Source organism: Neisseria sp. HMSC066H01, assembly GCF_001837375.1.
GTDB lineage: Bacteria > Pseudomonadota > Gammaproteobacteria > Burkholderiales > Neisseriaceae > Neisseria.
Genome location: NZ_KV832190.1, coordinates 1 through 23,986 on the forward strand (window position 1 = coordinate 1; position 23,986 = coordinate 23,986).

At 50.4% G+C, this 23,986-nt stretch carries 21 protein-coding genes, 3 tRNA genes and 1 pseudogene; 23 read left to right on the forward strand and 2 right to left on the reverse strand.

Annotation, left to right across the window (positions count from 1 at the left end; genetic code table 11):
* Positions 1–390: 390 nt before the first annotated feature.
* The 6 genes and pseudogenes from HMPREF2551_RS01850 to HMPREF2551_RS10670 form a co-directional block, all read left to right on the forward strand.
* Positions 391–798, forward strand: a pseudogene (locus tag HMPREF2551_RS01850) (transposase); the annotation flags it as partial.
* Between the two features lie 777 nt (positions 799–1,575).
* Positions 1,576–2,496, forward strand: a complete 921-nt coding sequence (gene pyrB / locus HMPREF2551_RS01855; RefSeq protein ID WP_070836935.1) for an aspartate carbamoyltransferase — start codon at positions 1,576–1,578, stop codon at positions 2,494–2,496.
* Between the two features lie 10 nt (positions 2,497–2,506).
* Entirely contained in the window at positions 2,507–2,965 is a 459-nt protein-coding gene (gene pyrI, locus HMPREF2551_RS01860; protein ID WP_070836921.1) for an aspartate carbamoyltransferase regulatory subunit, read from the forward strand.
* 193 nt (positions 2,966–3,158) lie between these two features.
* Entirely contained in the window at positions 3,159–3,824 is a 666-nt protein-coding gene (locus HMPREF2551_RS01865) for a COG1361 family protein (RefSeq protein ID WP_070836922.1), read from the forward strand.
* 276 nt (positions 3,825–4,100) lie between these two features.
* A complete protein-coding gene (locus HMPREF2551_RS01870) occupies positions 4,101–4,964 on the forward strand; it encodes a GNAT family N-acetyltransferase (RefSeq protein WP_070836923.1) in 864 nt (287 codons plus the stop codon).
* A gap of 23 nt (positions 4,965–4,987) precedes the next feature.
* Complete coding sequence (locus HMPREF2551_RS10670; RefSeq protein WP_269428978.1) at positions 4,988–5,113, forward strand: hypothetical protein; 126 nt, start codon at positions 4,988–4,990, stop codon at positions 5,111–5,113.
* 65 nt (positions 5,114–5,178) lie between these two features.
* On the opposite strand, the gene HMPREF2551_RS01875 is transcribed toward HMPREF2551_RS10670, so the two are convergent.
* Positions 5,179–5,682 (reverse strand): hypothetical protein, encoded by a 504-nt coding sequence (locus tag HMPREF2551_RS01875; protein WP_070836924.1) that lies wholly within the window; start codon positions 5,680–5,682, stop codon positions 5,179–5,181.
* A gap of 221 nt (positions 5,683–5,903) precedes the next feature.
* On the opposite strand from HMPREF2551_RS01875, the gene pyk reads away from it, so the two are divergent.
* Together pyk and HMPREF2551_RS01885 are read left to right on the forward strand one after the other, a co-directional pair.
* Positions 5,904–7,376 carry a pyruvate kinase gene (gene pyk / locus HMPREF2551_RS01880; RefSeq protein ID WP_036491362.1) on the forward strand — a complete coding sequence of 491 codons (1,473 nt, stop codon included), beginning with the start codon at positions 5,904–5,906 and terminating at the stop codon, positions 7,374–7,376.
* A 176-nt stretch (positions 7,377–7,552) separates the two neighbouring features.
* Positions 7,553–8,968 carry an OmpP1/FadL family transporter gene (locus HMPREF2551_RS01885; RefSeq protein WP_070836925.1) on the forward strand — a complete coding sequence of 472 codons (1,416 nt, stop codon included), beginning with the start codon at positions 7,553–7,555 and terminating at the stop codon, positions 8,966–8,968.
* Between the two features lie 309 nt (positions 8,969–9,277).
* On the opposite strand, the gene HMPREF2551_RS01890 is transcribed toward HMPREF2551_RS01885, so the two are convergent.
* A complete protein-coding gene (locus HMPREF2551_RS01890; RefSeq protein ID WP_070836926.1) occupies positions 9,278–10,543 on the reverse strand; it encodes a LysM peptidoglycan-binding domain-containing protein in 1,266 nt (421 codons plus the stop codon).
* Between the two features lie 234 nt (positions 10,544–10,777).
* Between HMPREF2551_RS01890 and def the strand changes: the two genes are divergently transcribed.
* The 15 genes from def to HMPREF2551_RS01965 all read left to right on the forward strand — a co-directional run bounded on the left by def (position 10,778) and on the right by HMPREF2551_RS01965 (position 23,906).
* Positions 10,778–11,281: a peptide deformylase gene (gene def, locus HMPREF2551_RS01895; RefSeq protein WP_003678675.1), complete on the forward strand. Its 504-nt coding sequence runs from the start codon at positions 10,778–10,780 to the stop codon at positions 11,279–11,281.
* 135 nt (positions 11,282–11,416) lie between these two features.
* Positions 11,417–12,343 (forward strand): methionyl-tRNA formyltransferase, encoded by a 927-nt coding sequence (fmt, locus tag HMPREF2551_RS01900; RefSeq protein ID WP_070836927.1) that lies wholly within the window; start codon positions 11,417–11,419, stop codon positions 12,341–12,343.
* A 33-nt stretch (positions 12,344–12,376) separates the two neighbouring features.
* Positions 12,377–12,895 (forward strand): O-acetyl-ADP-ribose deacetylase, encoded by a 519-nt coding sequence (locus tag HMPREF2551_RS01905; RefSeq protein ID WP_070836928.1) that lies wholly within the window; start codon positions 12,377–12,379, stop codon positions 12,893–12,895.
* A gap of 47 nt (positions 12,896–12,942) precedes the next feature.
* Complete coding sequence (gene rsmB, locus HMPREF2551_RS01910) at positions 12,943–14,202, forward strand: 16S rRNA (cytosine(967)-C(5))-methyltransferase RsmB (protein ID WP_070836929.1); 1,260 nt, start codon at positions 12,943–12,945, stop codon at positions 14,200–14,202.
* Positions 14,168–14,761, forward strand: coding sequence for a DUF4390 domain-containing protein (locus HMPREF2551_RS01915; protein ID WP_049331249.1), 594 nt, complete (start codon positions 14,168–14,170; stop codon positions 14,759–14,761). Before rsmB ends, HMPREF2551_RS01915 begins: the two co-directional genes overlap by 35 nt.
* A 3-nt stretch (positions 14,762–14,764) precedes the next feature.
* Complete coding sequence (locus HMPREF2551_RS01920) at positions 14,765–16,891, forward strand: sensor histidine kinase (protein WP_070836930.1); 2,127 nt, start codon at positions 14,765–14,767, stop codon at positions 16,889–16,891.
* Positions 16,878–18,152 (forward strand): sigma-54-dependent transcriptional regulator, encoded by a 1,275-nt coding sequence (locus HMPREF2551_RS01925; protein ID WP_070836931.1) that lies wholly within the window; start codon positions 16,878–16,880, stop codon positions 18,150–18,152. The genes HMPREF2551_RS01920 and HMPREF2551_RS01925 overlap by 14 nt, the downstream gene beginning before the upstream one ends.
* 235 nt (positions 18,153–18,387) lie before the next feature.
* Positions 18,388–19,578, forward strand: a complete 1,191-nt coding sequence (gene dprA / locus HMPREF2551_RS01930) for a DNA-processing protein DprA (RefSeq protein WP_070836932.1) — start codon at positions 18,388–18,390, stop codon at positions 19,576–19,578.
* Positions 19,579–19,602: 24 nt separating this feature from the next.
* On the forward strand, positions 19,603–20,058 hold the full coding sequence (locus tag HMPREF2551_RS01935; protein WP_003749244.1) for a Smg family protein: 456 nt from the start codon (positions 19,603–19,605) through the stop codon (positions 20,056–20,058).
* A 74-nt stretch (positions 20,059–20,132) separates the two neighbouring features.
* Positions 20,133–22,439: a type I DNA topoisomerase gene (gene topA, locus HMPREF2551_RS01940; RefSeq protein WP_070836933.1), complete on the forward strand. Its 2,307-nt coding sequence runs from the start codon at positions 20,133–20,135 to the stop codon at positions 22,437–22,439.
* Between the two features lie 149 nt (positions 22,440–22,588).
* The gene (rsmD, locus tag HMPREF2551_RS01945; protein ID WP_070836934.1) at positions 22,589–23,161 is read left to right on the forward strand and encodes a 16S rRNA (guanine(966)-N(2))-methyltransferase RsmD; all 573 of its coding nucleotides are present in this window, start codon (positions 22,589–22,591) and stop codon (positions 23,159–23,161) included.
* Between the two features lie 122 nt (positions 23,162–23,283).
* Complete coding sequence (locus HMPREF2551_RS01950) at positions 23,284–23,535, forward strand: YfhL family 4Fe-4S dicluster ferredoxin (RefSeq protein ID WP_003679513.1); 252 nt, start codon at positions 23,284–23,286, stop codon at positions 23,533–23,535.
* A 98-nt stretch (positions 23,536–23,633) separates the two neighbouring features.
* Positions 23,634–23,717: transfer RNA gene (locus HMPREF2551_RS01955), tRNA-Tyr, on the forward strand.
* Positions 23,718–23,748: 31 nt separating this feature from the next.
* Positions 23,749–23,822 (forward strand) — tRNA-Gly (locus HMPREF2551_RS01960).
* A gap of 9 nt (positions 23,823–23,831) precedes the next feature.
* A tRNA-Thr gene (locus HMPREF2551_RS01965) sits at positions 23,832–23,906 on the forward strand.
* Positions 23,907–23,986 lie beyond the last annotated feature (80 nt).

The window sequence follows — 23,986 nt, forward strand, 5'->3', positions numbered from 1 at the left end:
AAAAAAGGACGTGCGCGGGCACGTCCTTTGGTGGGCTGATCTCAACCTCGAGTACTGCATTATTGTCTTAACCCGTTTTATTATTTTGACGAACTGAATATTTTAAATCCAGAACTTTATGCTGACACTGCAACCAACCGGCGGCAGGTAATGCCCTGATCAGAACTATTGGAACTGATTAACTGTAAACTGAATGGAAAAGTTTAAAAGTGGAGAAAGCTGTAGTTTAAGTCATTGATGCAGCATTATTCAGACGGCCTGAGATCAATAGTTTCGGTCATGGATAATGAAAGATAAGGCTGCAGACAAATTACACCAAGCAAAGATAGCATTGTCTGCAGGGTAAAAAGCTGGTTGATACAGCAAACATATATATTTGTGTCTATTTTGAAAGGCTATATCGAGAAACTGCACATCACTCCCGCCAACGCCCATGAGTGCAAACACCTGTCGCCTTTGTTGGAAGGTCTATCCGAAGGTACGACCGTCTATGCCGACAAAGGCTATGACAGTGAGGAAAACCGGCAACATCTGGAAGAGCATCATTTGTTAGACGGCATTATGCGCAAAGCCCACCGTAAACATCCGCTGTCGGAAGCGCAAACCAAACGCAACCGACATCTATCGAAAACCTGTTATGTGGTCGAACAAAGCTTCGGTACGCTGCACTGTAAATTTCGCTACGCCCGGGCAGCCTATTTTGGTCTGCTCAAAGTAAGTGCACAAAGCCATCTGAAGGCGATGTGTTTAAACTTTTTGAAAGCCGCCAACAGGTTAAGTGCGCCTGTTGCTGCCTAAAAGGCGGCCCGGATGCCTGATTATCGGGTATCCGTGGAGGATTAAGGGGGGTATTTGGGTAGAATCAGGAGTGATTGGGGGCGGAAACAGCCGAAAACCTGTATTGGGGTTTCGGCTGTCGGGGGAAAAGGAATTTTGCAAAGGTCTCAGGCTATATTGATAAACTGCACATCACTCCGTCAATATCGACGAGATAAGGTATAGCAGAATGCACGATCAAAGGCTACGGCAGCAAAACAGACAGCATTTGGAAAAACATCAGCTACAGACCTGCATTATCGCAAAGCCCTTTGCAACAACTCATCGACGGAAACGCAAATCAAACACAACCGAATATTTGTTGAAAAACCCGTTATGTAGTTGAACAAAGCTTTGTTACGTTTCACTGTAAATCAGGCTGTGAACCTAATTTGCTTTAGGCAACATGGGTGTGCAACGCTATTCGAAAGCGATATGTTTGAATCGTTGAACCGGTTAACAGCTTACTTTCGCTTGTTTGCTCCTACAAGATGCGAGTATTGGAAAGATAAAAGGAAACTGTCAAATCCCTGTGTTTGAATTTTGGCTGTTGAGGATGAAGGATTTTTTGCAAAAGTCTTAGGCCGTCTGAAAACTTGATAGAAGCAGTCGTCTGTTAAATATGCGATAATGCAGAAGATTTCATGGGTGTGGTAGAAACATGGTTGAGACTGTCCGGTTGGAATCATGCCGGACAACGATGGAATCGGTTTGCTTGAAACGCCCGCTTTGCGGGTTTTTTTATGGGAAGGAATGGTCATGCCTAATCCGCTTTATCGGCAACATATTATTTCAATTTCAGATTTGACGACGGAGCAGCTCGAATTGCTGCTTCAGACGGCCTTGAAGTTGAAAAAGCAGCCTCGTGAAGATTTGCTTGAAGGCAAGTTGATTGGTTCGTGCTTTTTTGAACCGTCCACTCGTACGCGTTTGTCTTTTGAAACGGCGGTACAGCGTTTGGGTGGGAAAGTTATCGGTTTTTCCGATGGCGCGAATACCAGTGCGAAAAAGGGTGAAACGCTTGCGGATACTGCGAGGATTATTTCCAGCTATACGGATGCGATTATTCAGCGACACCCGAAAGACGGTGCGGCCCGTGTGGCGGCCGAGTTTTCGAGCGTGCCCGTGATTAATGCCGGCGATGGTACCAACCAACATCCGAGTCAGACGCTTTTGGACTTGGTCACGATTTATGAAACGCAGGGCAGTTTGAGCAATTTGAAGATTGCGATGGCCGGTGATTTAAAATATGGCCGTACGGTACATTCATTATGTCAGGCGCTGAAGCGTTGGGGTTGTGAATTTGCGTTTGTTTCCCCTCCCAGCTTGGCGATGCCGGACTATATCACTGAAGAGCTGGAAGAGGCCGGTTGCCTTTATCAAATTTTGCCCGGCTTGGAAGAAGCGGTCGAATGGGCGGATATTTTGTACATGACCCGCGTTCAGCGCGAACGTTTTGATGAGCAGGAATTTGCCAAAATCCAGGGTAAATTCAATCTTGATGCGTCAATGTTGGCAAATGCCAAACTCAATTTGCGCGTCTTGCATCCTTTACCGAGGGTAGATGAAATTCATCCGAATGTGGATAAAACACCTCATGCTTATTATTTTGAACAGGCAACCAACGGTGTGTATGCACGGATGGCGATTTTGTCTTTGGTATTGAACGAAGAAGTTTAAGGAGCGAAAGATGGAAAACTCAAAACTCAGCGTGGAAGCGATTGAACAAGGTACGGTCATTGACCATATTCCCGCCGGTAAGGGCTTGGCCATTTTAAGGCAGTTCAAACTGCTGCATTATGGCAATGCAGTAACGGTCGGCTTCAATTTGCCCAGCAAAACGCAGGGCAGCAAAGACATTATTAAAATTAGCGGCGTATGGTTGGATGCCAATGCGGCAAACCGTTTGGCTTTGTTTGCCCCTGAAGCAGTGGTAAACAAAATTGATCGGTTTAAAGTAATCGACAAACAGCATTTGTCATTGCCGGACGAAATCTCGGAAGTGTTCCGCTGCCCGAATACCAATTGTGCCAGTCATGGCGAGCCGGTCATCAGCCGTTTTTATGTCCGTTCACATCATGGGCAGACGCGTTTGAAATGCCATTATTGCGAAAAAACCTTCTCGCGCGATTCGGTTGCCGAAGCTTGATAAAAATCTCAGGCCGTCTGAAAACACGGCTGTGCGGTTTGAGTTGTCTGCTTGATACATCAGTTTCATAAAAAGCAAGATATTAAGCAAATTGCGTTTAAATTACGTTAAAATAATGCCTTCCGGGTTGATGACATTATTCGCCGGAAAGGCATTATTTTTTAATAACATGATACGAAATGTAGGAAAACTCATGCACTCATCCATACAAAGCCGGTTTGCCCCAATTTTATATGTCTTGATTTTCTTTGCCGGATTTTTAGCCGCACAAGTTTGGTTTAATCAGCAAGCCTATTTGGCCAATCTTCCCCTTTTGGTTACAGCCATTTCTGCCGTTGCATTGGTTTGGTTGATTTGGGCCGTCGTATCTGCGCGATCCAAAGCTAAAAGCAAGATGTTGCACCGTGAGCAGCTGATTCAAAAAGAGAGCATTCATCCGGTTTTGCATGCGACGTTGCAGCGTTCTGACGGGCAAACGGATTTATTGGTTTTGGTTGTCCGCAATAGCGGTAAGGGCTTGGCGAAAAATGTGCGCTTTGAGGCTGAGGCTTTGCCGGATCACTTGCCGAGCAAGCTGGTTGCCGATGCGGTTATGCGCTTGGAGATGTTTTCCGGCGGCGTGGATATGCTGGCATCGGGCGAATTGTATGGCGGCGTGTTTGCAAGCATGTTGGCGCTGGCTGCCGAATTGCCGGACCAAACATTTGGCGGTGTGTTGAAACTGAAAGCTACTTATGAAAATGCCTTTGGCGATCAATGCACTTCAGAAAGCGTTTTGGATTTGAGCATACTGAATTTCAATCTGTCGGAAATTAAATCCGGCGGCGAGCCAAAGCCCCGTAAGAAATTGTTGTATTGATGTGTAGGATATGCAGGCCGTCTGAAACCGAAATACTTGGTTTCAGACGGCCTGTTGTTATTTTTCAAATGATTTTTGAAGAAAAAGAGGCGTATCGGGTATAATAATCAAAGAATTCGAAACGGATTGCCAGGATCGGCAAGGCCGTCTTATCATTGTTTTAGTTCAAAACTTTACTGATATTTTTTCAATCATCTGTTGCTATGTATCGGAACTTTTTCTGATGTCGGCAGCGGCGAAATATTCCTTCAGCCATTTACTTTCAGGAAGCTGCTTATGTTAGTGTGTAATCCTTATGAAGTTGTGATCCATGGTACAACCAGCAAAGGCAAGATTTTCCGACCAAGCGACTGGGCGGAGCGCCTGTGCGGTATTTTGTCTTCCTTCACCAAAGACAATCGCCTTTCCTATTCGAATTGGGTGCGCCCGATTTTGGTGGACAATGTCCGTTGTGTGGCAGTCGATAAAAAACTGGAAGAAGACAATCCGCAAATGTTCCGTTTCTTGATGGATTTTGCAGCGGATAACGATTTGCGCGTGATTGACTGCAAAGCCTTACTCAAAGAGCAGGAAAGCAAGCAGCAGGGCGAAGTGCCGGTCGAGCGCGTTTTGTTGGCGCAGGCGATTGAAGAAAAACACGCCGCCGAGCGTGCGGAAGCGGCCGATACCCAGCCCGAGCCTCAAGCTGCCGCGCCAGTGGTCGGTGTATTGCGTGAAATTCCGCCGGAAGAAACTGCGACCGCTTTTGCGGCATTGAGCATTTTGCGTTCTTCTTTGACCGATATCCACCGTTTTGTCGAACAAATCAACGAGCATCAGCGTAAAACCGGCTACCGCCTGCTGGGCATTTTTGAAGAAGGCAAACAAAATGCCGTAGCCGTATGCGGTTTCCATGCCGCGTACAACTTGGCCAGCGGTTACCATATCCATATTGACGACATCGTAACCATGCCTCAATGCCGCCAAAAAGGCTATGCTTCACGCTTGTTGGAAGAAGTACGCAAAATCGGTGCGGAAACCGGCGCGACCAAAATTCATCTTAATGTCCATGTGAACCATGACCGCGCAGATGCGCATCGTCTCTACTTCAAAAACGGATTTGAAATTTGCGCCTACCATTTCCGTTGCGATCCGAAATAATGGTTGTAGAAAGAGGGAATTTTATGTTGAAGATTTTGACTGCGGCTGTTTTGGCACTGAGTTTGGCGGCCTGCGCATCAGGCAGCGGAGGCAGCTCGCAAATGTATGGCGAGATTAAGGCCGGTGTAGAAACCAGCCATCAACGTTGAGATATATAATGACAAGGCCGTCTGAAATAGGTTTTTCTGTTTCAGACGGCCTTTTTGCAGCTTAATTAGAGGGTAGCGGAGGTATCGTCGGTGGCAACAGTCCGATGCAGGCGATACCAATTGTACAGGCGCAAGATGCACAAGAAAGCAATAATGGGCATGCAGGCTGCGGTAACCAGATAACGCGGGTTGCTGAAGTTTAAAACATTGTGACCGGAAAGTAGCGACAAAGCGGCATGCAACCATTCCCACAAAGACGAAATGCTGAATGCCAAAACAGCCAACAGGCCGAGGGTTCGGAAAATACCGATGGGCAGGATTTGTCGGCGCAATACGGCGCGGTTGAGTTGGAACAAAACAATCAAACCGAAGCCGATGATGCAGACCATGCCGCCGTTGGCGATGATTTGCAGGCTGTTGAAGGCGATGTCGGGCGTAACGGAAAGCGTGCCGGACTGGTTGGATGCAGTTTGTTGCAAGTTTAAGCCTTGCATCACATTCAGGACGAAACCGTATATCAGGTCGGCCAAAACGATGCCGATGGGCAGAGGAGTCAGAAAACGTTTCATGGATCGGTCGGATATTTCAGTATTCTATTCGGATGAGTGAGGCCGTCTGAAAATTAAACATGACGACGTGAAGGTATATTGTATCCGATAGGAAAGTAGGTTAATGCAAAAATAAATTTAGTTTAAGTCAGAAAATGATGTAATTTTACGCCAACATTATTGCATTGAGAGTACAATCCTCTTCATTATCAAACGTGAAATCAACAGGAAAGGACGTTTACATGAGCCAATTGCAACGTGATTTAACCCGTATCAGCCACAATACCAAAATTGTCGCCACACTGGGTCCGGGCAGCAACAATGTACAATTGTTGGAAGACATGATCCGTGTCGGCGGCCTTAATGTCGTCCGTTTCAATTTCAGCCACGGTACGCCGGAGTTTCATGAAGAAAATGCCCGTATCGTACGCGAAGCCGCGAAACGTGCGGGTCAGGAAATCGCCATTCTTGCCGACTTGCAAGGACCTAAAATCCGCGTGGGCAAAATTGCAGGCGGCAGCATCGAATTGAACAAAGGCGAAATGCTGGTTCTTGATGCCGCACTTGAAGGCGAAGGCACACGCGAAGCGGTTGGCCTGGACTACCGCGATTTGCCCAATGACGTCGCTGCCGGCGATGTTTTGTGGCTAGACGACGGCCTGTTGACTTTGACCGTTGAAGCGGTTGAAGGAAGTAAGATTATTACAAGGGTAGAAAACAGCCATGTGCTGAAAAGTAACAAAGGTATCAACAAACGCGGCGGCGGCCTGTCTGCCGGTGCGTTGACCGAAAAAGACTTCCGCGACTTGAAAACCGCGATTGCCATCGGTTGCGACTACTTGGCCATCAGTTTTGTGAAATCTGCCGAAGATTTGCACATCGCACGCGCCAAAGTCGAAGAAGAAATGAAAGGCAGTACAGCCGTACGTCCCGGTTTGGTTTCCAAAATTGAGCGTGTAGAAGCCATTGAAAACCTGGACGAAATCATCCTTGCCAGCGACGGTATTATGGTTGCCCGCGGTGACTTGGCAGTAGAAGTCGGCCATGCCGCCGTTCCTGCCCTGCAAAAACGCATGATCCGCCGCGCCCGTGAGTTGCGCCGCTTCAGTATTACCGCAACCCAAATGATGGAATCGATGATTACCAACCCCGTACCGACCCGCGCGGAAGTCAGCGACGTGGCCAACGCGGTATTGGACGGTACCGATGCGGTGATGTGTTCCGCCGAAACCGCCGTCGGCGCGTATCCGTTTGAAACCGTCAGCCAAATGGCGATTATTTGTGCGGCTGCGGAAAAAGAACAAGATTCGCTCAACGGCGTTGCCGAACAGGTCGAGTATCCCGAAGCCGTCAGCACCAACTTGGCGATTGCCGGCGGTGCGGTCAGCGTGGCGCGCGCAGTTCACGCCAAAGCCATCGTTGCCCTGACTGAAAGCGGTTCGACCGCCTTCGAAGTCAGCCGCCACAACATCACCCTGCCGATTTTTGCCCTGACACCGAGTGTTTCAGCGCAACGCCGCATGGCGATGTACCGCGGCGTGCGTCCGTTGATTTTGGCAACCAGTACCGACCACGATACCGCGCTGAACGAAGTGGAAGCCATGCTGGTAGAACACAAAATCCTCCAAAGCGGTGACCAATACATCATCACCAGCGGTTCGAAAATGCGCGAATCCGGTTCGACCAATACGCTGGAAGTGTTGCAGGTCAAATAATTGCAGTGATCCGATGATTGGAAAAGCAGGCTGTTTCAGCCTGCTTTTTTTGTGTAAAAAAAGAAAAGATTAGGCAAAAATAATGATGTAGTATAGAATTGAGTGCCTATACTAAATCAATAAAGGACGTTTCAGACGGCCTTTTTCTTTGTCCGCTACTTTCACGGTAAACCAAAATGATTCATTTCAATCTGAAAAAAACAGCATTTATTTTAAGTGCAGCACTGTTATCTACCGCCGTCCAAGCTTCCGGCTACCACTTCGGCACACAATCCGTTAACGCTCAAGGCACGGCCAACGCCGCCGCCGCCGAAGCCGCCGATGCATCAACCATTTTCTACAACCCGGCCGGTTTGAGCAAAATCGACAGCAGCCAAATTTCCGTCAACGCCAATATCGTTTTTCCAAGCATTCACTATGAGGCGGAATCTGCGAAACACTTCCGCACGGGTACCGATGTCAGCGGCTCGACCAGCGGCAAAATTACCGAAACCACCGTTGCTCCGCACGTCTATGGCGCGTACAAAGCCAGCGACGATATCACTTTGGGTTTGGGCGTGTACGTTCCCTTCGGCTCTGCAACCGAATACGAAAAAGATTCCGTATTGCGCCACAACATCAACAAACTGGGTTTGACCACCATCGCCATCGAGCCGGTAGTCGCATGGAAACTGAATGAGCAACACACCGTCGGTGCCGGTTTGATTGCCCAATATTCCAAAGCCGAATTGCGCAAATACTCCGACTGGGACGCTTCCGGCGCCATCAGCCAATTGGCCAGCGGCTTGGCTTCCCGTCAAGCAGGCCGTCCCGTTGCTGTCGATGCGACCGGCAAAGCTGACGGTCATGCCGATGTAAAAGGCCACGATTGGGGCTTCGGCTACCAACTGGCGTGGATGTGGGACATCAACGACCGCGCACGCGTGGGTGTGAACTATCGTTCCAAAGTATCGCATACGCTGAAAGGCACTGCCGATTGGGAAGCGGACGGCGCATATGCAAAACGCGCTTGGGATTTGGGCGCAATGGCTGCGCGCGGTTATGTGCCGAACGAAAAAGCCAGCGTCAAAATCGTCACGCCTGAGTCTTTGTCCGTTCACGGCATGTACCGCGCCACTGACAAAACTAACCTGTTCGGCGATGTGACTTGGACGCGCCACAGCCGCTTCAACAAAGCCGAGCTGGTGTTTGAAAATACCAAAAACGTTGTTAACGGCAAATCTGACCGTACCGTCATCACGCCTAACTGGCGCAACACTTATAAAGTCGCATTCGGCGGCTCTTACCAAGTTACCGAACCATTGCAACTGCGTGCCGGTATCGCTTTCGACAAATCGCCGGTTAAAAGTGCAGAAGACCGCATGAACAGCCTGCCTGACGGCAACCGTATCTGGTTCTCTGTCGGTGCCAAATATCAACTGGGTAAAAACCATGTCATCGATGCGGCGTACAGCCATATCCACATTAATGACACGGTTTACCGCACCGGCAAAGCCAGCGGCAACGATGTGGACAGCCGCGGTGCATCCTCTGCTCGCTTCAAAAACAAAGCGGACATCTTGGGCTTGCAATACACTTACAAATTCAAATAATCGGATTTGAGTTATGGATAAAAAGGCCGTCTGAAGATTTCAGACGGCCTTTTTGATTGGCAGGAATAGATGGAACAATCAACAGGCAATAAATGGCGTGTCGGGCTTTTCATATTTCTGATTGGAATGGCAGAACGGCAAGACAATAGAAAAGGGGAGCAGCCGATTAAAGGTTGGAGACATGAGATGTTGTTTGCGCTTTAAACAACGTGTTACCAATTTTATTTAATGGGCGGAAATCAAAAGGCCGTCTGAAAAACAGGTTTTCAGACGGCCTTTATTTACCGAATCGCTGCTAAAAAAGTTCAATCAGCTGCGGACTTCCAGTTCGATTTCTCTTTCCTGTTCGTCTTCGGCCGGTTTGTCCATGGTTTTTTCATCGGCCATGTTGTCCAAATCGCGGCCGGGCTCGGAGGCAGTATCGCCGATGGAAACGCTGTTCAGGCTTTCCAAAATAATGGCGGATGCCAGATGGTCGGATGTGCGGTACACCATTGCCAAACCGATTTCTTCCGCCGGAATGGAAACCAATTCAACCGTATCTTTGTCTTTCGGCTTGCGAATCAGGTTGTTGGACAGATTGACACGGACTTGGCGGCCGCGTTTGTAGAGGCTGACCACCGTGCCTTTGTCCAAGCCGTCGAGTTCGCCTTTATCCAAAGTAATGGTTTGGAACTGGCCGGCTTCGCCCACGCCGTCGAAGATGGAAACGACTTTGGCCTGAATCGGACGGGCAGGGGCGTGAGGCATAACATTGAAGCTGTCGAGGCCTTCTGGCAGTTTCAGCAGATAGTCGTCTTTGCGGATTTCGGAAACGGCTTCTTCGATAACCAAAGGTTGCGCGGATTGGGTGCGCAGCTTCATGGCTTTGTTGACTTGGGTGTAATACTCGTTGCTTTTGAGTTTTTCGTCAGAAGCGCGGGTGCGGTTTTCCAAGGCGGAGTCGGTGTAAGGCAGCGTGTTGGCGATGCCGCTGAACACGACTTCTTGGCCGAGGAATTTGCCGGTTTCCGGATCGGTGATGTTTTTATTGACACGGTAAGTCAGGTAGCGGCCGGGTTCGGTCAGGCCGTATGCGTACACACGGTTGCCTTGCGTGTAGAGGACGCGGTTGTCGGGGCCTGCAATCAGGCGCGGCGCGTTGGCGGTTTCTTCCGGAGCGATAATCTGCGGATGTTTCATGAACATGCGGTAGAGGTTGACGTTGACGGTCGGAATGCCGTAGCCGGAGGTTTCGCGTACGCGCGGATGCAGTTTGATCACGGGAATGCCGTCTGAACGGGTTTGGGCGTGTTCAAAACCCAGTCGCGGCTGGCCGTTGACGTAGCGTAAAACCAACACCTGACCCGGATAGATCAGGTGCGGATTGCGGATGGCGCGGCGGTTGGCGCCCCAAAGGCGGTTCCATTGCCATGGGCTGTACAGATATTTGCCGGAAATGCCCCACAAGGTATCGCCGTTTTTAACGACGTAGCGTTGCGGCGCATTGGGACGGATTTTTAAAGAAGCTGCCTGAGTGTGGGCAGAAATAGCCATGCCTGCTATGCAAAGCAGGGTTATAATACGTTGTTGCATAACCGTTCCCCTTGAAATCGGTTTGGTTTGTCTTCAGATGATAAACAGAGAAGGCTGGAGTTTGCGAAACTGCCGCCCATTCATCAATACGATAACGAACGGCCTCTGTCGCGCTATCTTAACATTTTTCGGCGTTATTTTAGCATTGAATGTTGCTGTCATGACAGGAGATTGTGGCGGCGGAAACCAAATCTGTATGAAAATCACACATCAGCTTTATAAAACGAGAATATTATGGCTTTACTGAACATCCTCCAATACCCTGACGAGCGTTTGCACACAGTCGCCAAACCTGTTGAAAAAATCGACGAGCGCATCCAGACATTGGTTGCCGATATGTTTGAAACCATGTACGAAGCACGCGGTATCGGCTTGGCGGCCACTCAGGTTGACGTACACGAGCGCATCGTCGTGATGGATTTGACCGAAGACCGCAGCGAGCCGCGCGTGTTCATCAATCCCGTCATTGTCGAAAAAGACGGCGAGACGACTTACGAAGAAGGCTGCTTGTCCGTGCCGGGTATTTACGATACCGTCACCCGTGCCGAGCGCGTCAAAGTCGAAGCCTTGAACGAAAAAGGCGAGAAATTCACACTGGAAGCAGACGGCCTGCTGGCAATCTGCGTGCAGCACGAATTGGACCACCTGATGGGCATCGTGTTTGTCGAACACCTGTCGCAGCTGAAACAAGGCCGCATCAAAACCAAACTGAAAAAACGTCAGAAACACACCATCTGACCTAAGCATCGCTTAAAGGCCGTCTGAAAAGACAAAACAGAAGGCAGACTTCGGTTTTCAATCTTTCAGACGGCCTTTTCAGCTGAAACAGTTTGCCCAACGCGCCCATTCAAACCATTTCCACAAGGACACAACATGAAAGTCATCTTTGCCGGTACGCCCGATTTTGCCGCCGCCGCCTTGAAAGCCATCGCCGCCGCAGGTTTTGAAATTCCGCTGGTGTTGACCCAGCCCGACCGCCCCAAAGGCCGCGGCATGCAGTTGACCGCATCGCCGGTCAAACAGGCTGTCTTGGAATTGGGTTTGACCGTGGCGCAGCCGGAAAAGTTGCGCAATAACGCCGAAGCTCTACAAATGCTCAAAGATACGGGTGCGGATGTGATGGTAGTGGCCGCGTATGGCTTGATTTTGCCGCAGGAAGTGTTGGACACGCCCAAACACGGCTGCCTCAATATCCACGCCTCGCTGTTGCCCCGTTGGCGCGGCGCAGCACCGATTCAACGTGCGATTGAAGCCGGCGATGCTGAAACCGGCGTGTGCATCATGCAGATGGACATCGGCTTGGATACCGGCGCTGTGGTCAGCGAACACCGCTACGCCATCCAGCCTACGGATACCGCCAACGAAGTGCATGACGCGTTGATGGGTTTGGGTGCGGAAGCGATTGTTGCCGACTTGCAACGTCTGCAGGCGGAAGGCCGTCTGAACGCGGTCAAACAGCCTGAAGAAGGCGTTACCTATGCTCAAAAATTAAGCAAAGAAGAAGCGCGTATCAATTGGAATGAAAGCGCGGCTGTGATTGAGCGCAAAATCCGCGCCTTTAACCCCGTTCCTGCCGCGTGGGTCGAGTATCAAGGCAAACCGATGAAAATCTGGCGTGCCGAAGTCGTGGCCAAACAAGGTAAGGCAGGCGAAGTATTGTCCTGCACTTCAGACGGCCTGCTGGTGGCGTGCGGTGAAAACGCGCTGAACATTACCGAATTGCAGCCTTCCGGCAGCAAACGCATGAGCATACAGGCATTTGCGGCAGGCCGGACGATTGAAGTCGGAACGGTTTTGTAACAGGCTGGAAATCAACGCAGAGGAAAGAAAATAATGGCTGTTTTTGAAGTGGTTGAGGGCGATATTACCCGATTGGCAGTCGATGTGATTGTCAATGCCGCCAATTCATCGCTGTTGGGCGGTGGCGGCGTAGACGGTGCAATACACCGCGCCGCGGGCAAAGAGCTGCTGGAGGAGTGCCGCACTTTGGGCGGTTGCCGCACAGGCGAAGCCAAAATAACCAAAGGCTACCGTTTGCCTGCGCGTTTTGTCATTCATACGGTCGGGCCGGTATGGTTTGGCGGAAAACAAAATGAAGAGGCCAAATTGGCACAATCCTATGCCAATTCCTTGCTGCTTGCCCAGAAACACGATCTTCACAGCATCGCCTTTCCGTGCATCAGCACCGGTGTGTACCGCTTCCCGGCCGAAGCCGCCGCACGTATCGCTTTGGAGAGTTTGAAGCAAACCCTGCCGCAATGTCCGGCAGTGGAAAAAATCATCTTTTGCTGTTTTTCCAAAACAGATGCCGAATATTATCGGGCATTGCTGGCTGCCGAACAGGCCGTCTGAAATCCGCCGAACACTTGAAATCAAATTATGAATCAGAAAGCAAAAATATGAGTATGTCCCTCGCCCAAAAATTGGCCGCCGACAGCGTTGCCGCGGTTTCAGAAGGGCGCAATCTTCAGGATGTTTTGGCGGAAATCCGCGCGGCGCATCCGCAGCTGACGGCGCAGGAAAACGGCGCCTTGCAGGATATTGCCTACGGTTGCCAACGGTATTTGGGCAGTTTGAAATATATGCTTGGACAAATGCTGAAGAAGCCGATTGACAATCCGCAGCTTGAAAGCCTGCTTTTGGCGGCGATGTACCAACTGCATTACACGCGCAATGCGCCTCATGCCGTGGTCAATGAAGCGGTGGAAAGCATTGCCAAAATCGGCCGCGGCCAGTTCCGCTCGTTTGCCAACGCGATTTTGCGCCGCTTTTTGCGTGAACGCGACAAGCTCGCGGCTTCTTGTAAAAAAGACGATGTGGCGAAACACAATTTGCCGCTGTGGTGGGTGGCTTACTTGAAAAACCATTATCCGAAACATTGGCACAACATCACCACCGCGCTGCAATCGCATCCGCCGATGACTTTGCGCGTCAACCGCCGACACGGCAATGCCGAAAGCTATTTGGAAAAGCTGGCTGCGGAAGGTATTTTGGCTAGGGCGTTGGACGAATACGCCGTGATGTTGGAAGAAGCCGTGCCGGTAAGCCGCCTGCCCGGTTTTTCAGACGGCCTGGTGTCTGTGCAGGATTTTGGTGCGCAACGTGCTGCCTATTTGTTGAACCCGAAAGACGGAGAACGCATCCTCGATGCCTGTGCGGCGCCGGGTGGTAAGACAGGCCATATCTTGGAATTGGCAGATTGTCATGTTACCGCTTTGGATATAGATGAAGGCCGTCTGAACAGGGTGAAGAGCAATCTTGACCGTTTAGGCTTTCAGACGGCCTCTTTGGCTTGTGCCGATGCGCAGGACTTGGCGGCATGGTATGATGGTAAGGCCTTTGACGCTGTTTTGGCCGATGTGCCGTGTACCGCTTCGGGCGTGGCGCGGCGCAATCCCGACGTCAAATGGCTGCGCCGACCGACCGATGCCGTCAAAACCGCACGCCAACAGGAAGCATTATTAGACGCGCTGTGGCAGACCCTGACGAAAAACGGCAGGATGTTGCTGGCTACCTGCTCGGTCTTTGTCGAAGAAAACGACGGTCAATTGCAAAAATTCCTTAACCGCCATGCCGATGCCGAGTTGATCGAATCGCATGTGCTTTTACCGAACAAACATCAAGATGGCTTTTATTACGCGCTTATTAAAAAGCAGTAAAACGCTGATTGTACCGCTCTTGCTCGCCGTGTCGCTGAACGCGGCGGGCGAGGGCATCAGTGCGACCCGTGCCGAGGCAAAGCTGACCCATGCCGGACAGCTTTCCGTCAGCAGCCGTTTCCGCACCGACCTGCCCGATCAGCTCAAAGAAGCACTCAAACAGGGCGTCCCCCTGCATTTCAATTTAAGTTGGCAGCTGTCGGCGCCGTCCGTGGCGTCTTATAAATTCAAGTTCGACCAGCTGCTCAACAACGACAGCACGATTCAATACAAATTATCCTTCCATCCGCTGACCAACCGCTATCGCGTTACCGTCGGTACGTTTTCTACCGAGTACGACACGCTTGAGACTGCCTTGCGCGCAGTGGGTGCGGTCGCAAATTGGAAGGTTTTGTCCAAAGGTGCGCTGAGTGATGTGGCCGCCAAAGATACGAAGGCTGAAATCCGCCTGCTGCTGACAACCGCCAAGCTGCCCAAACCGTTCCAAATCAATGCCCTGACGTCTAAAAACTGGCATTTGGATTCGGGTTGGAAATCCTTGTCGGTCGTGCAGGAGTAAACCATGCGCCGCTTTCTCCTGATTGCCGCCGTATTCGCCGTAGTTTTGTTGTACGGTTTGACTGTTGCAACGGGCAGCAGCAACGTATTGTCCGATTATTTCTGGTGGATTGTCGCCTTGTGCGGCTTGCTGTTGCTGGTGTTAGCCGCGGTGTTGGTGCGCTATGTCGTGCTTTTGATGCGCGACAATAGCAAAAGCGTGTTCGGTTCGCAGATTGCGCGTCGGCTGTCGGGGATGTTTACCTTGGTTGCCGTATTGCCGGGCGTGTTTTTGTTCGGTATTTCCGCCCAGTTTATTAACGGCACGATTAATTCTTGGTTTGGCAACGATACCCATGAGGCATTGGAGCGCAGCTTAAACTTGAGCAAATCCGCGCTGAACTTGGCGGTGGACAACGCGGTCAGCAACGCCACGCCGGTGCAAATCGACTTAATCAGCGCCGCTTCGCTGGACGGCGACTTGGGGCAAACGCTGACCCAATCCGCGCCTACTTCCGAATTTGCCCAGCTGGCGCTTTATAACGCGACCACCCATAAAGCCGAGAAAAGCATCAATCCCCTGAAACTTAATCAACCGACGCTCAACAAAGAAGGATGGGAGCAGCTGGAGCAGACCGGCTCGGTACGCAGCTTGGAAAACATCGGCGGCGTGCTGTATGCTCAAGGCTGGATGCTGATCGGTACGCATAAAAATCAGGATTATGCATTGTTTTTCCGTCAGCCGATTCCGAAAGATGTTGCCCAAGATGCGACGCTGATTGAAGCGGCCCGCGCCAAATACGCTGAGCTGAGTTATACCAAAAAAGGCCTGCAAACCTTTTTCCTGTCCACGCTGTTGGTCGCGACATTGTTGGCCATCTTTTTGGCGCTGGTGATGGCTTTGTATTTTGCCCGTCGTTTTGTGGCGCCGGTGTTGTCGTTGGCAGAGGGCGCGCGGGCGGTGGCTCAGGGCGACTTCAGCCAGACCCGGCCGGTATTCCGCAATGACGAGTTCGGCCGTTTGACCCAATTGTTCAACCACATGACCGAGCAATTGGCGATTGCCAAAGAGGCGGACGAGCGCAACCGTTTGCGCGAAGAAGCCGCCCGCCATTATTTGGAATGCGTGTTGGAAAGTTTGACCACAGGCGTGATTACTTTGGATGCCGACGGCCGTCTGAAAACCTTTAACAAAGCCGCCGAACAGATTTTGGGCGTTTCGCTGGTGTCTTTGTGGGGCAGCAACTGGCATCAATGGCACGGCAAATCGCCGCAGCAAACCCTGTTGGCCGATGTGTTTGCCGCCATCCATGAAACCGCCGACAGTGACAAACCTGTCCAAGTCGAATACGCCGCGCCCGACGATGCCCGAATCTTGTTGGGCAAAGCCACCATCCTGCCGGAAGACAACGATAACGGCGTGGTAATGGTGATTGATGACATTACCGTCTTGATACGCGCGCAAAAAGAGGCCGCATGGGGCGAAGTGGCGAAACGTTTGGCGCACGAAATCCGCAATCCGCTTACGCCCATCCAGCTTTCCGCCGAGAGATTGGCATGGAAATTGCATGATAAACTTGACGAGCAAGACGCCCAAATCCTCAGCCGTTCAACCGATACCATCGTCAAACAGGTTGCCGCGCTAAAAGAAATGGTCGAAGCGTTCCGCAATTATGCGCGTGCGCCGTCGCTGAATTTAGAAAAACAAGATTTAAACGGTTTGGTGTCGGAAGTATTGGTATTATATGAGGCCGGCGCGTGCAAATTTAATGCACGGCTCAACACGGATGCCCTGCCGATTGCCGCCGATACGACGGCCATGCGCCAAGTGTTGCATAACCTATTTAAGAATGCCGCAGAAGCGGCGGAGTCGGACGAAGCGCCGCAAGTAAACATCGAAACAGGACGCGAAGGCGGACAGGTTTTCCTGACCGTCTGCAACAACGGCAAAAGTTTCAGCAAAGAAATGCTGCACAATGCTTTTGAGCCGTACGTTACCGACAAACCGACAGGAACGGGGCTGGGTTTGCCTGTTGTGAAAAAAATTATCGAGGAGCATGGCGGCCGCATCAGCCTGAGCAATCAGAACAGCGGCGGCGCGTGCGTCAAAATAGCTTTACCGGAAATGGCAGAAACTTATGCGAAGCAGTGATATTTTGATTGTAGATGATGAAGTAGGCATCCGCGACCTGCTCTCCGAAATCCTTCAAGACGAAGGCTATACCGTTACTTTGGCCGAAAATGCCGAAGAAGCGCGCCAATTGCGTTACCAAACGCGTCCGGCCATGGTGTTGCTGGACATTTGGATGCCCGATTGCGACGGCATCACTTTGTTGAAAGAGTGGGCGAAAAACGGCCAACTCAATATGCCTGTGGTCATGATGAGCGGCCATGCCAGCATCGACACCGCGGTTGAAGCCACCAAAATCGGTGCGCTCGATTTTCTGGAAAAACCGATTGCCCTGCAAAAACTCTTGTCCGCAGTAGAACGCGCCTTGAAGCATGGCGAAGTTCAGACGGCCTCCGGTATGACTTTGGACAAACTGGGCAACAGCCCCGTCATTCAAGAAATGAACGGCAGCATTGAAGCGGCCTCCAAACACAACCGCCCGCTGCTGTTGGCCGGTGAGGCAGGCTCGCCGTTTGAAATTGTCGCCCGCTATCTGCACAAAAGCGGTACGCCTTGGGTGGCAACCGAACGTGTCGAACACATTGTCGATACTCCGTTAGAGCTGTTGCAAAAGGCATCGGGCGGTATTTTGTATGTCGGCGATATTGCCCGTTACAGCAAAAACATCCAAAACGGCATCGCTTTCTTGCTGGAGAAAGCCGACCGCTACAATGTCCGTGTGATTGCTTCATGCGGCTTTAAGCGTGGCGAGAGCGCCGATGACGTCGTTGCTGGCCGACTGGCGGAGCTGTTGAAAGAGCGCATCAATATCCCTTCTTTGCGCAGCCAGCCGGACGACATCGTCTTTTTAATCAACCGCATCATGACTGATTTGGCCGAAAGTCAAAAAATCCAGCCGGTAAAATTCAGCGACAGCGCGTTGGTGGTTTTGCGCCAATACGATTGGCCGGGCAATTACGACCAGCTTGCCGAAACGGTGAAAAACATCATGTTGGAATCGGACGGCAAAGAAGTGGACGAGCAGGCCGTTGCCGCGGCTTTGGGTCAGAAGGAAAATGCAACGGCGACAGAAATCATCGGTGGCTTCAATTTCAATATGCCTTTGCGCGAATTGAGGGAAGAAGTCGAGCGCCGCTACTTTGAGTACCACATCGCCCAAGAAGGCCAAAATATGAGCCGCGTGGCGCAAAAGGTCGGTTTGGAGCGTACGCACCTTTACCGTAAACTCAAACAACTCGGTATCAGCGTATCGCGCCGCAGCGCCGACAAATCCGAAGAATAAGCGCAATATCGGTTCAAACACAAAAGAGGCCGTCTGAAAGCCATCAGGTTTTTCAGACGGCATCGTCATTTGATGGTTTGCTTGGATAAGCAATATTTGATAAAGAATAATGATATGGCCCGGCATTGTTGTTTTGCATTTTGGGCCGACAAAAGTTTTATACCAATAAAATTTTCAGACGGCCTTAATTTACTTCAGGCCGTCTGAAAAACCATTATGAAAAGGGAACAGATTGATGACGGAAAACGAGCGTTTTGCTTGGTTGCAACTGGCATTTACGCCCTATATCGGTGCAGAAAGTTTTTTGGTGCTGTTGCAGCAATTCGGTAGCGCACAAGCTGCCTTGAGTGCGCCGGCAGACAAAATTGCCGCCCTGGTACGCCATAAACAGGCGGCCGAGTCATGGCGCAATGCGGACAAACGGGCTTTGGCGCAGCAGTCTGCCGAAGCCGCTTTACAATGGGAAATGCAGGACGGTTGCCGTCTGTTGCTGCTGCAAGATGATGATTTCCCCGAAATGCTGACACAAGGCATTACCGCGCCGCCGGTTTTGTTTTTACGCGGCAATGCAGAGTTGTTGCACACGCCTTCTGCCGCGATTGTCGGCAGCCGCCATGCCACACCGCAGGCCATGCGGATTGCCAAAGATTTCGGCAGGGCGTTGAGTGAAAAAGGCATTCCCGTCGTATCGGGTATGGCTTCGGGTATCGATACCGCCGCCCATCAGGGGGCATTGCAGGCAGGTGGCGGCACCATTGCCGTCTGGGGAACCGGTATAGACCGCATTTACCCGCCATCCAATAAAAACCTTGCTTATGAAATCGCTGAAAAAGGATTGATTGTCAGCGAGTTCCCTTTGGACACGCGTCCGTTTGCAGGCAACTTTCCGCGCCGCAACCGTTTGATTGCCGCATTGTCGCAGCTGACGTTGGTGGTCGAAGCGGCATTGGAATCTGGCTCATTGATTACTGCCAAGCTGGCGGCGGAGATGGGGCGCGAAGTGATGGCGGTACCCGGTTCGATAGACAATCCGCACAGCAAAGGCTGCCACAAGCTGATTAAAGACGGGGCAAAATTGGTGGAATGTTTGGACGATATTCTTCACGAATGTCCGCAGCTATTGCAAAATACGCCTGTTCCATCATATTCTATAAATAAGACGGTAAAACCCAAAAACGACCAAATCAAACGTCTGCAACCCAAAACAATAGCGGATGAACCGCCAAGGCCGTCTGAAAACCTACCTGCCGCCCCATCAACAAGCGCTTTATTGGAAGCAATGGGTTACGACCCGATACATCCCGATATTTTGGCACAACAAACCAATACGGCAGCGGCAGACGTGTACGCACAGCTTTTGGAATACGAACTTGACGGTATCGTCGCCGCCTTACCGGGCGGCCGTTATCAGCGTGTCAAAGCATAAATTATCTATATTTAAGGAACCAGCATGACCGAAGTCATTGCCTATTTAATCGAACACTTCCAAGATTTCGACAATTGTCCGCCTCCGGAGGATTTGGGTCGCCTCTTGGAAGATGCAGGTTTTGATGCTACGGAAATCGGCAATACATTGATGATGATGGAAGTCTTGTTCAATACGTCCGAATTCTATGCCGAGCCGTTTAACAGCGACTCCCTGCGCGTATTCTGCCGTGAAGAAGCTGAAAACCTGCCGCAGGAAGTCATGGGCTTGATGCAGTATTTGGTTGCCGAGCACGCAATTACTTATGAGCAACGCGAAATCGTCATTCACGCCCTGATGCATATTCCATCGGACGAAATCACCCTCGATACCGCCAAAGTGTTGGTATTGCTGGTGTTGTGGATGCACAAAAGCGAGTTGCCTGTCCTGATTGGCGACGACTTGATGAGTGCATTGACCGGACAAAACGTGATGCACTAAACCTTTTTTTCAGACGGCCTCAATAATAAAGGCCGTCTGAAACATAAACCCAATACATCCAAAAGAGAACAACAATGGCGAAAAACCTATTAATCGTCGAATCCCCGTCCAAAGCCAAAACCCTGAAAAAATATCTGGGCGGTGATTTTGAAATCTTGGCGTCTTACGGCCACGTCCGCGATTTGGTTCCGAAAAGCGGAGCAGTCGATCCCGACAATGGCTTTGCCATGAAATACCAACTGATCAGCCGCAACAGCAAACACGTCGATGCCATCGTCGCCGGTGCCAAAGAAGCCGAAAACATCTACCTCGCAACCGACCCGGATAGGGAAGGCGAAGCCATTTCTTGGCATCTTTTGGAAATCCTCAAATCCAAACGCGGCTTAAAAAACATTAAGCCGCAGCGTGTCGTGTTCCACGAAATCACCAAAAACGCCGTGCTCGATGCGGTTGCCCATCCGCGCGAAATCGAAATGGATTTGGTCGATGCGCAACAAGCCCGTCGTGCTTTGGACTATCTGGTCGGTTTCAACCTTTCGCCATTGTTATGGAAAAAAATCCGCCGCGGTTTGAGCGCGGGCCGCGTGCAAAGTCCCGCCCTGCGCCTGATTTGCGAACGCGAAAACGAAATCCGCGCCTTTGAAGCGCAGGAATATTGGACGGTACATCTCGACAGCCACAAAGGCCGCAGCAAGTTTACCGCCAAACTTGCCCAATACAACGGCGCAAAACTTGAACAATTTGACCTGCCGAACGAAGCCGCTCAAGCCGACGTATTGAAAGAACTCGAAGGCAAAGAGGCTGTCGTTACCGCCATTGAAAAGAAAAAGCGCAGCCGCAATCCCGCCGCGCCGTTCACAACATCTACCATGCAGCAGGATGCCGTGCGCAAACTCGGCTTCACCACCGACCGCACCATGCGTACCGCCCAACAGCTTTATGAAGGTATAGACGTAGGGCAGGGTGCCATCGGTCTGATTACCTATATGCGTACCGACAGCGTGAATTTGGCCGATGAAGCGTTAACCGAAATCCGCCATTACATCGAAAACAAAATCGGCAAAGAATATCTGCCAAGTTCGGCCAAGCAGTACAAAACCAAATCCAAAAACGCCCAAGAAGCCCACGAAGCGATCCGTCCGACTTCCGTGTACCGCACGCCTGAAAGCGTCAAACCCTTCCTGAGTGCAGACCAGTTCAAACTCTATCAAATGATTTGGCAGCGTACTGTTGCCTGTCAGATGACGCCCGCCAAATTCGACCAAACCACCGTCGATATTACCGTCGGCAAAGGCGTATTCCGCGTAACCGGACAAGTGCAGACTTTCGCAGGCTTCTTGAGCGTTTATGAAGAAAGCAGCGACGACGAAGAGAGCGAAGATAGCAAAAAATTGCCTGAAATGAGCGAAGGCGACAAACTGCCTGTAGACAAACTTTACGGCGAACAACACTTCACCACTCCGCCGCCGCGCTACAACGAAGCCACGCTGGTTAAAGCCCTCGAAGAATACGGCATCGGCCGCCCCTCCACCTACGCCAGTATCATTTCCACGCTCAAAGACCGCGAATACGTTACCCTTGAGCAAAAACGCTTCATGCCTACCGACACAGGCGACATCGTCAACAAATTCCTGACCGAACACTTCGCCCAATATGTCGATTACCACTTCACCGCCAAACTCGAAGACCAGCTTGACGAAATTGCCAACGGCAAACGCCAATGGATTCCCGTGATGGATAAATTCTGGAAGCCATTTATCAAACAAGTAGAAGAAAAAGAGGGTATCGAACGCGCCAAATTCACCACGCAGGAACTCGACGAAACCTGCCCGAAATGCGGCGAACACAAACTGCAAATCAAATTCGGTAAAATGGGTCGTTTCGTCGCGTGTGCCGGCTATCCCGAGTGCAGCTACACGCGCAACGTTAACGAAACCGCCGAAGAAGCCGCCGAGCGCATCGCCAAAGCGGAAGCAGAGCAAGCCGAACTCGACGGACGCGAATGCCCTAAATGCGGCGGTCGTTTAGTGTACAAATACAGCCGCACCGGCAGCAAATTCATCGGCTGCGCAAACTACCCCAAATGCAAGCACGTCGAGCCGCTGGAAAAACCCAAAGATACCGGCGTCCAATGCCCGCAATGCAAAAAAGGCAACCTCGTCGAGCGCAAATCCCGCTACGGCAAACTGTTTTACAGTTGCAGCACCTATCCCGACTGCAACTACGCCACTTGGAACCCACCCATTGCAGAAACCTGTCCAAAATGCGCATGGCCGGTCTTGACCATCAAAACCACCAAACGCTGGGGCGTGGAAAAAGTCTGCCCACAAAAAGAATGCGGCTGGAAAGAGCAGATTGAACCGCCTGCACCGAAAGAGTAATTGGTTAAAGCTTGGATAGAAAAAGGCCGTCTGAAAAATGATTTTCAGACGGCCTTTTTTGTATTGAAAGGATAGAGGGGAATACGGTTTGGTAGCAGTTTCACTATATAATTGAGGCCGTCTGAAAACTCGGCATCTTTTTAAGAATTATGGCAAACAACAAACATTCCAAACACACCAATCAAGTACGCATCATTGGCGGGCAATGCAGGGGACGAAAGTTAACTTTTCTGTCCGCAGACGGTTTGCGTCCGACACCTGATAGCGTGCGTGAAAAACTGTTTAACTGGTTGGGTCAGGATTTAACCGGCAAAACAGTATTGGATTTATTCAGCGGCAGTGGTGCTTTGGGAATGGAGGCTGCTTCTCGTCATGCGGCAAAAGTGGTAATGGTCGATAACCACCGCCAAACTGTGCAAACACTTCAGAAAAATGTTCGTGAATTAGGCTTGAGGCAGGTGGAAATCGTGTGTTCAGACGGCATGGCTTATTTGACAAGGCCGTCTGAAAAATTTGATGTCGTGTTTCTTGATCCGCCGTTTGCATGGGAAGATTGGCAAAATCTGTTTATCCGATTGCAAAGCCACTTGAAAAATGGGGCAATGGTCTATATTGAAGCAAGGAAGCTGCCTGAAAAACCGGATTGGCTGGAAATTTATCGGGAAGGAAAGGCGGGAATGAGTAAGTTTGAATTATTGCTCTATTCGCAAGTTGCTGAATAGTATGGAATTTGAGAATCATTCCCAAGATGTAAAACATTCTTTCAAACGAATTGTTCCGACGTCATTTGTGCTATAATCCGCGCCCAATCGGTTTTGATAATTTAAGAAAAAAGGAAATAGAAATGTCGCTCTTTATTACAGATGAGTGCATTAATTGCGATGTGTGCGAACCGGAATGCCCTAATGATGCCATTTCGCAAGGTGAAGAAATTTACGAAATTAATCCAAATTTGTGTACACAATGTGTAGGCCATTACGATGAGCCTCAGTGCCAACAGGTATGCCCTGTCGACTGTATCTTGATCGATGAAGAACATCCTGAAACGCACGAAGAACTGATGGCTAAGTACGAAAAAATCATTCAGTTTAAATAAATAGTGTTTAAAAGCAAAAGCTTGGATATTTTTAAAGAAATAAATGAAAAAAAATCTTGACGGAAATTTGAGTTGCCAATAAACTAGCGTTCTCTTTTGGAGGGATTCCCGAGCGGTCAAAGGGGGCAGACTGTAAATCTGTTGCGTGAGCTTCGAAGGTTCGAATCCTTCTCCCTCCACCAAAAATTCTTACTTGGAGCAAAAAGTGAGTATGCGGGTGTAGCTCAATGGTAGAGCAGAAGCCTTCCAAGCTTACGGTGAGGGTTCGATTCCCTTCACCCGCTCCAAACAATTTCGCCCATGTAGCTCAGGGGTAGAGCACTCCCTTGGTAAGGGAGAGGTCGGCAGTTCAAATCTGCCCATGGGCACCATCTCATTATTACCCTTTATTTTTCAAAAAGCTTAGATTATAGGATATTGCCATGGCTAAGGAAAAATTTGAACGTAGCAA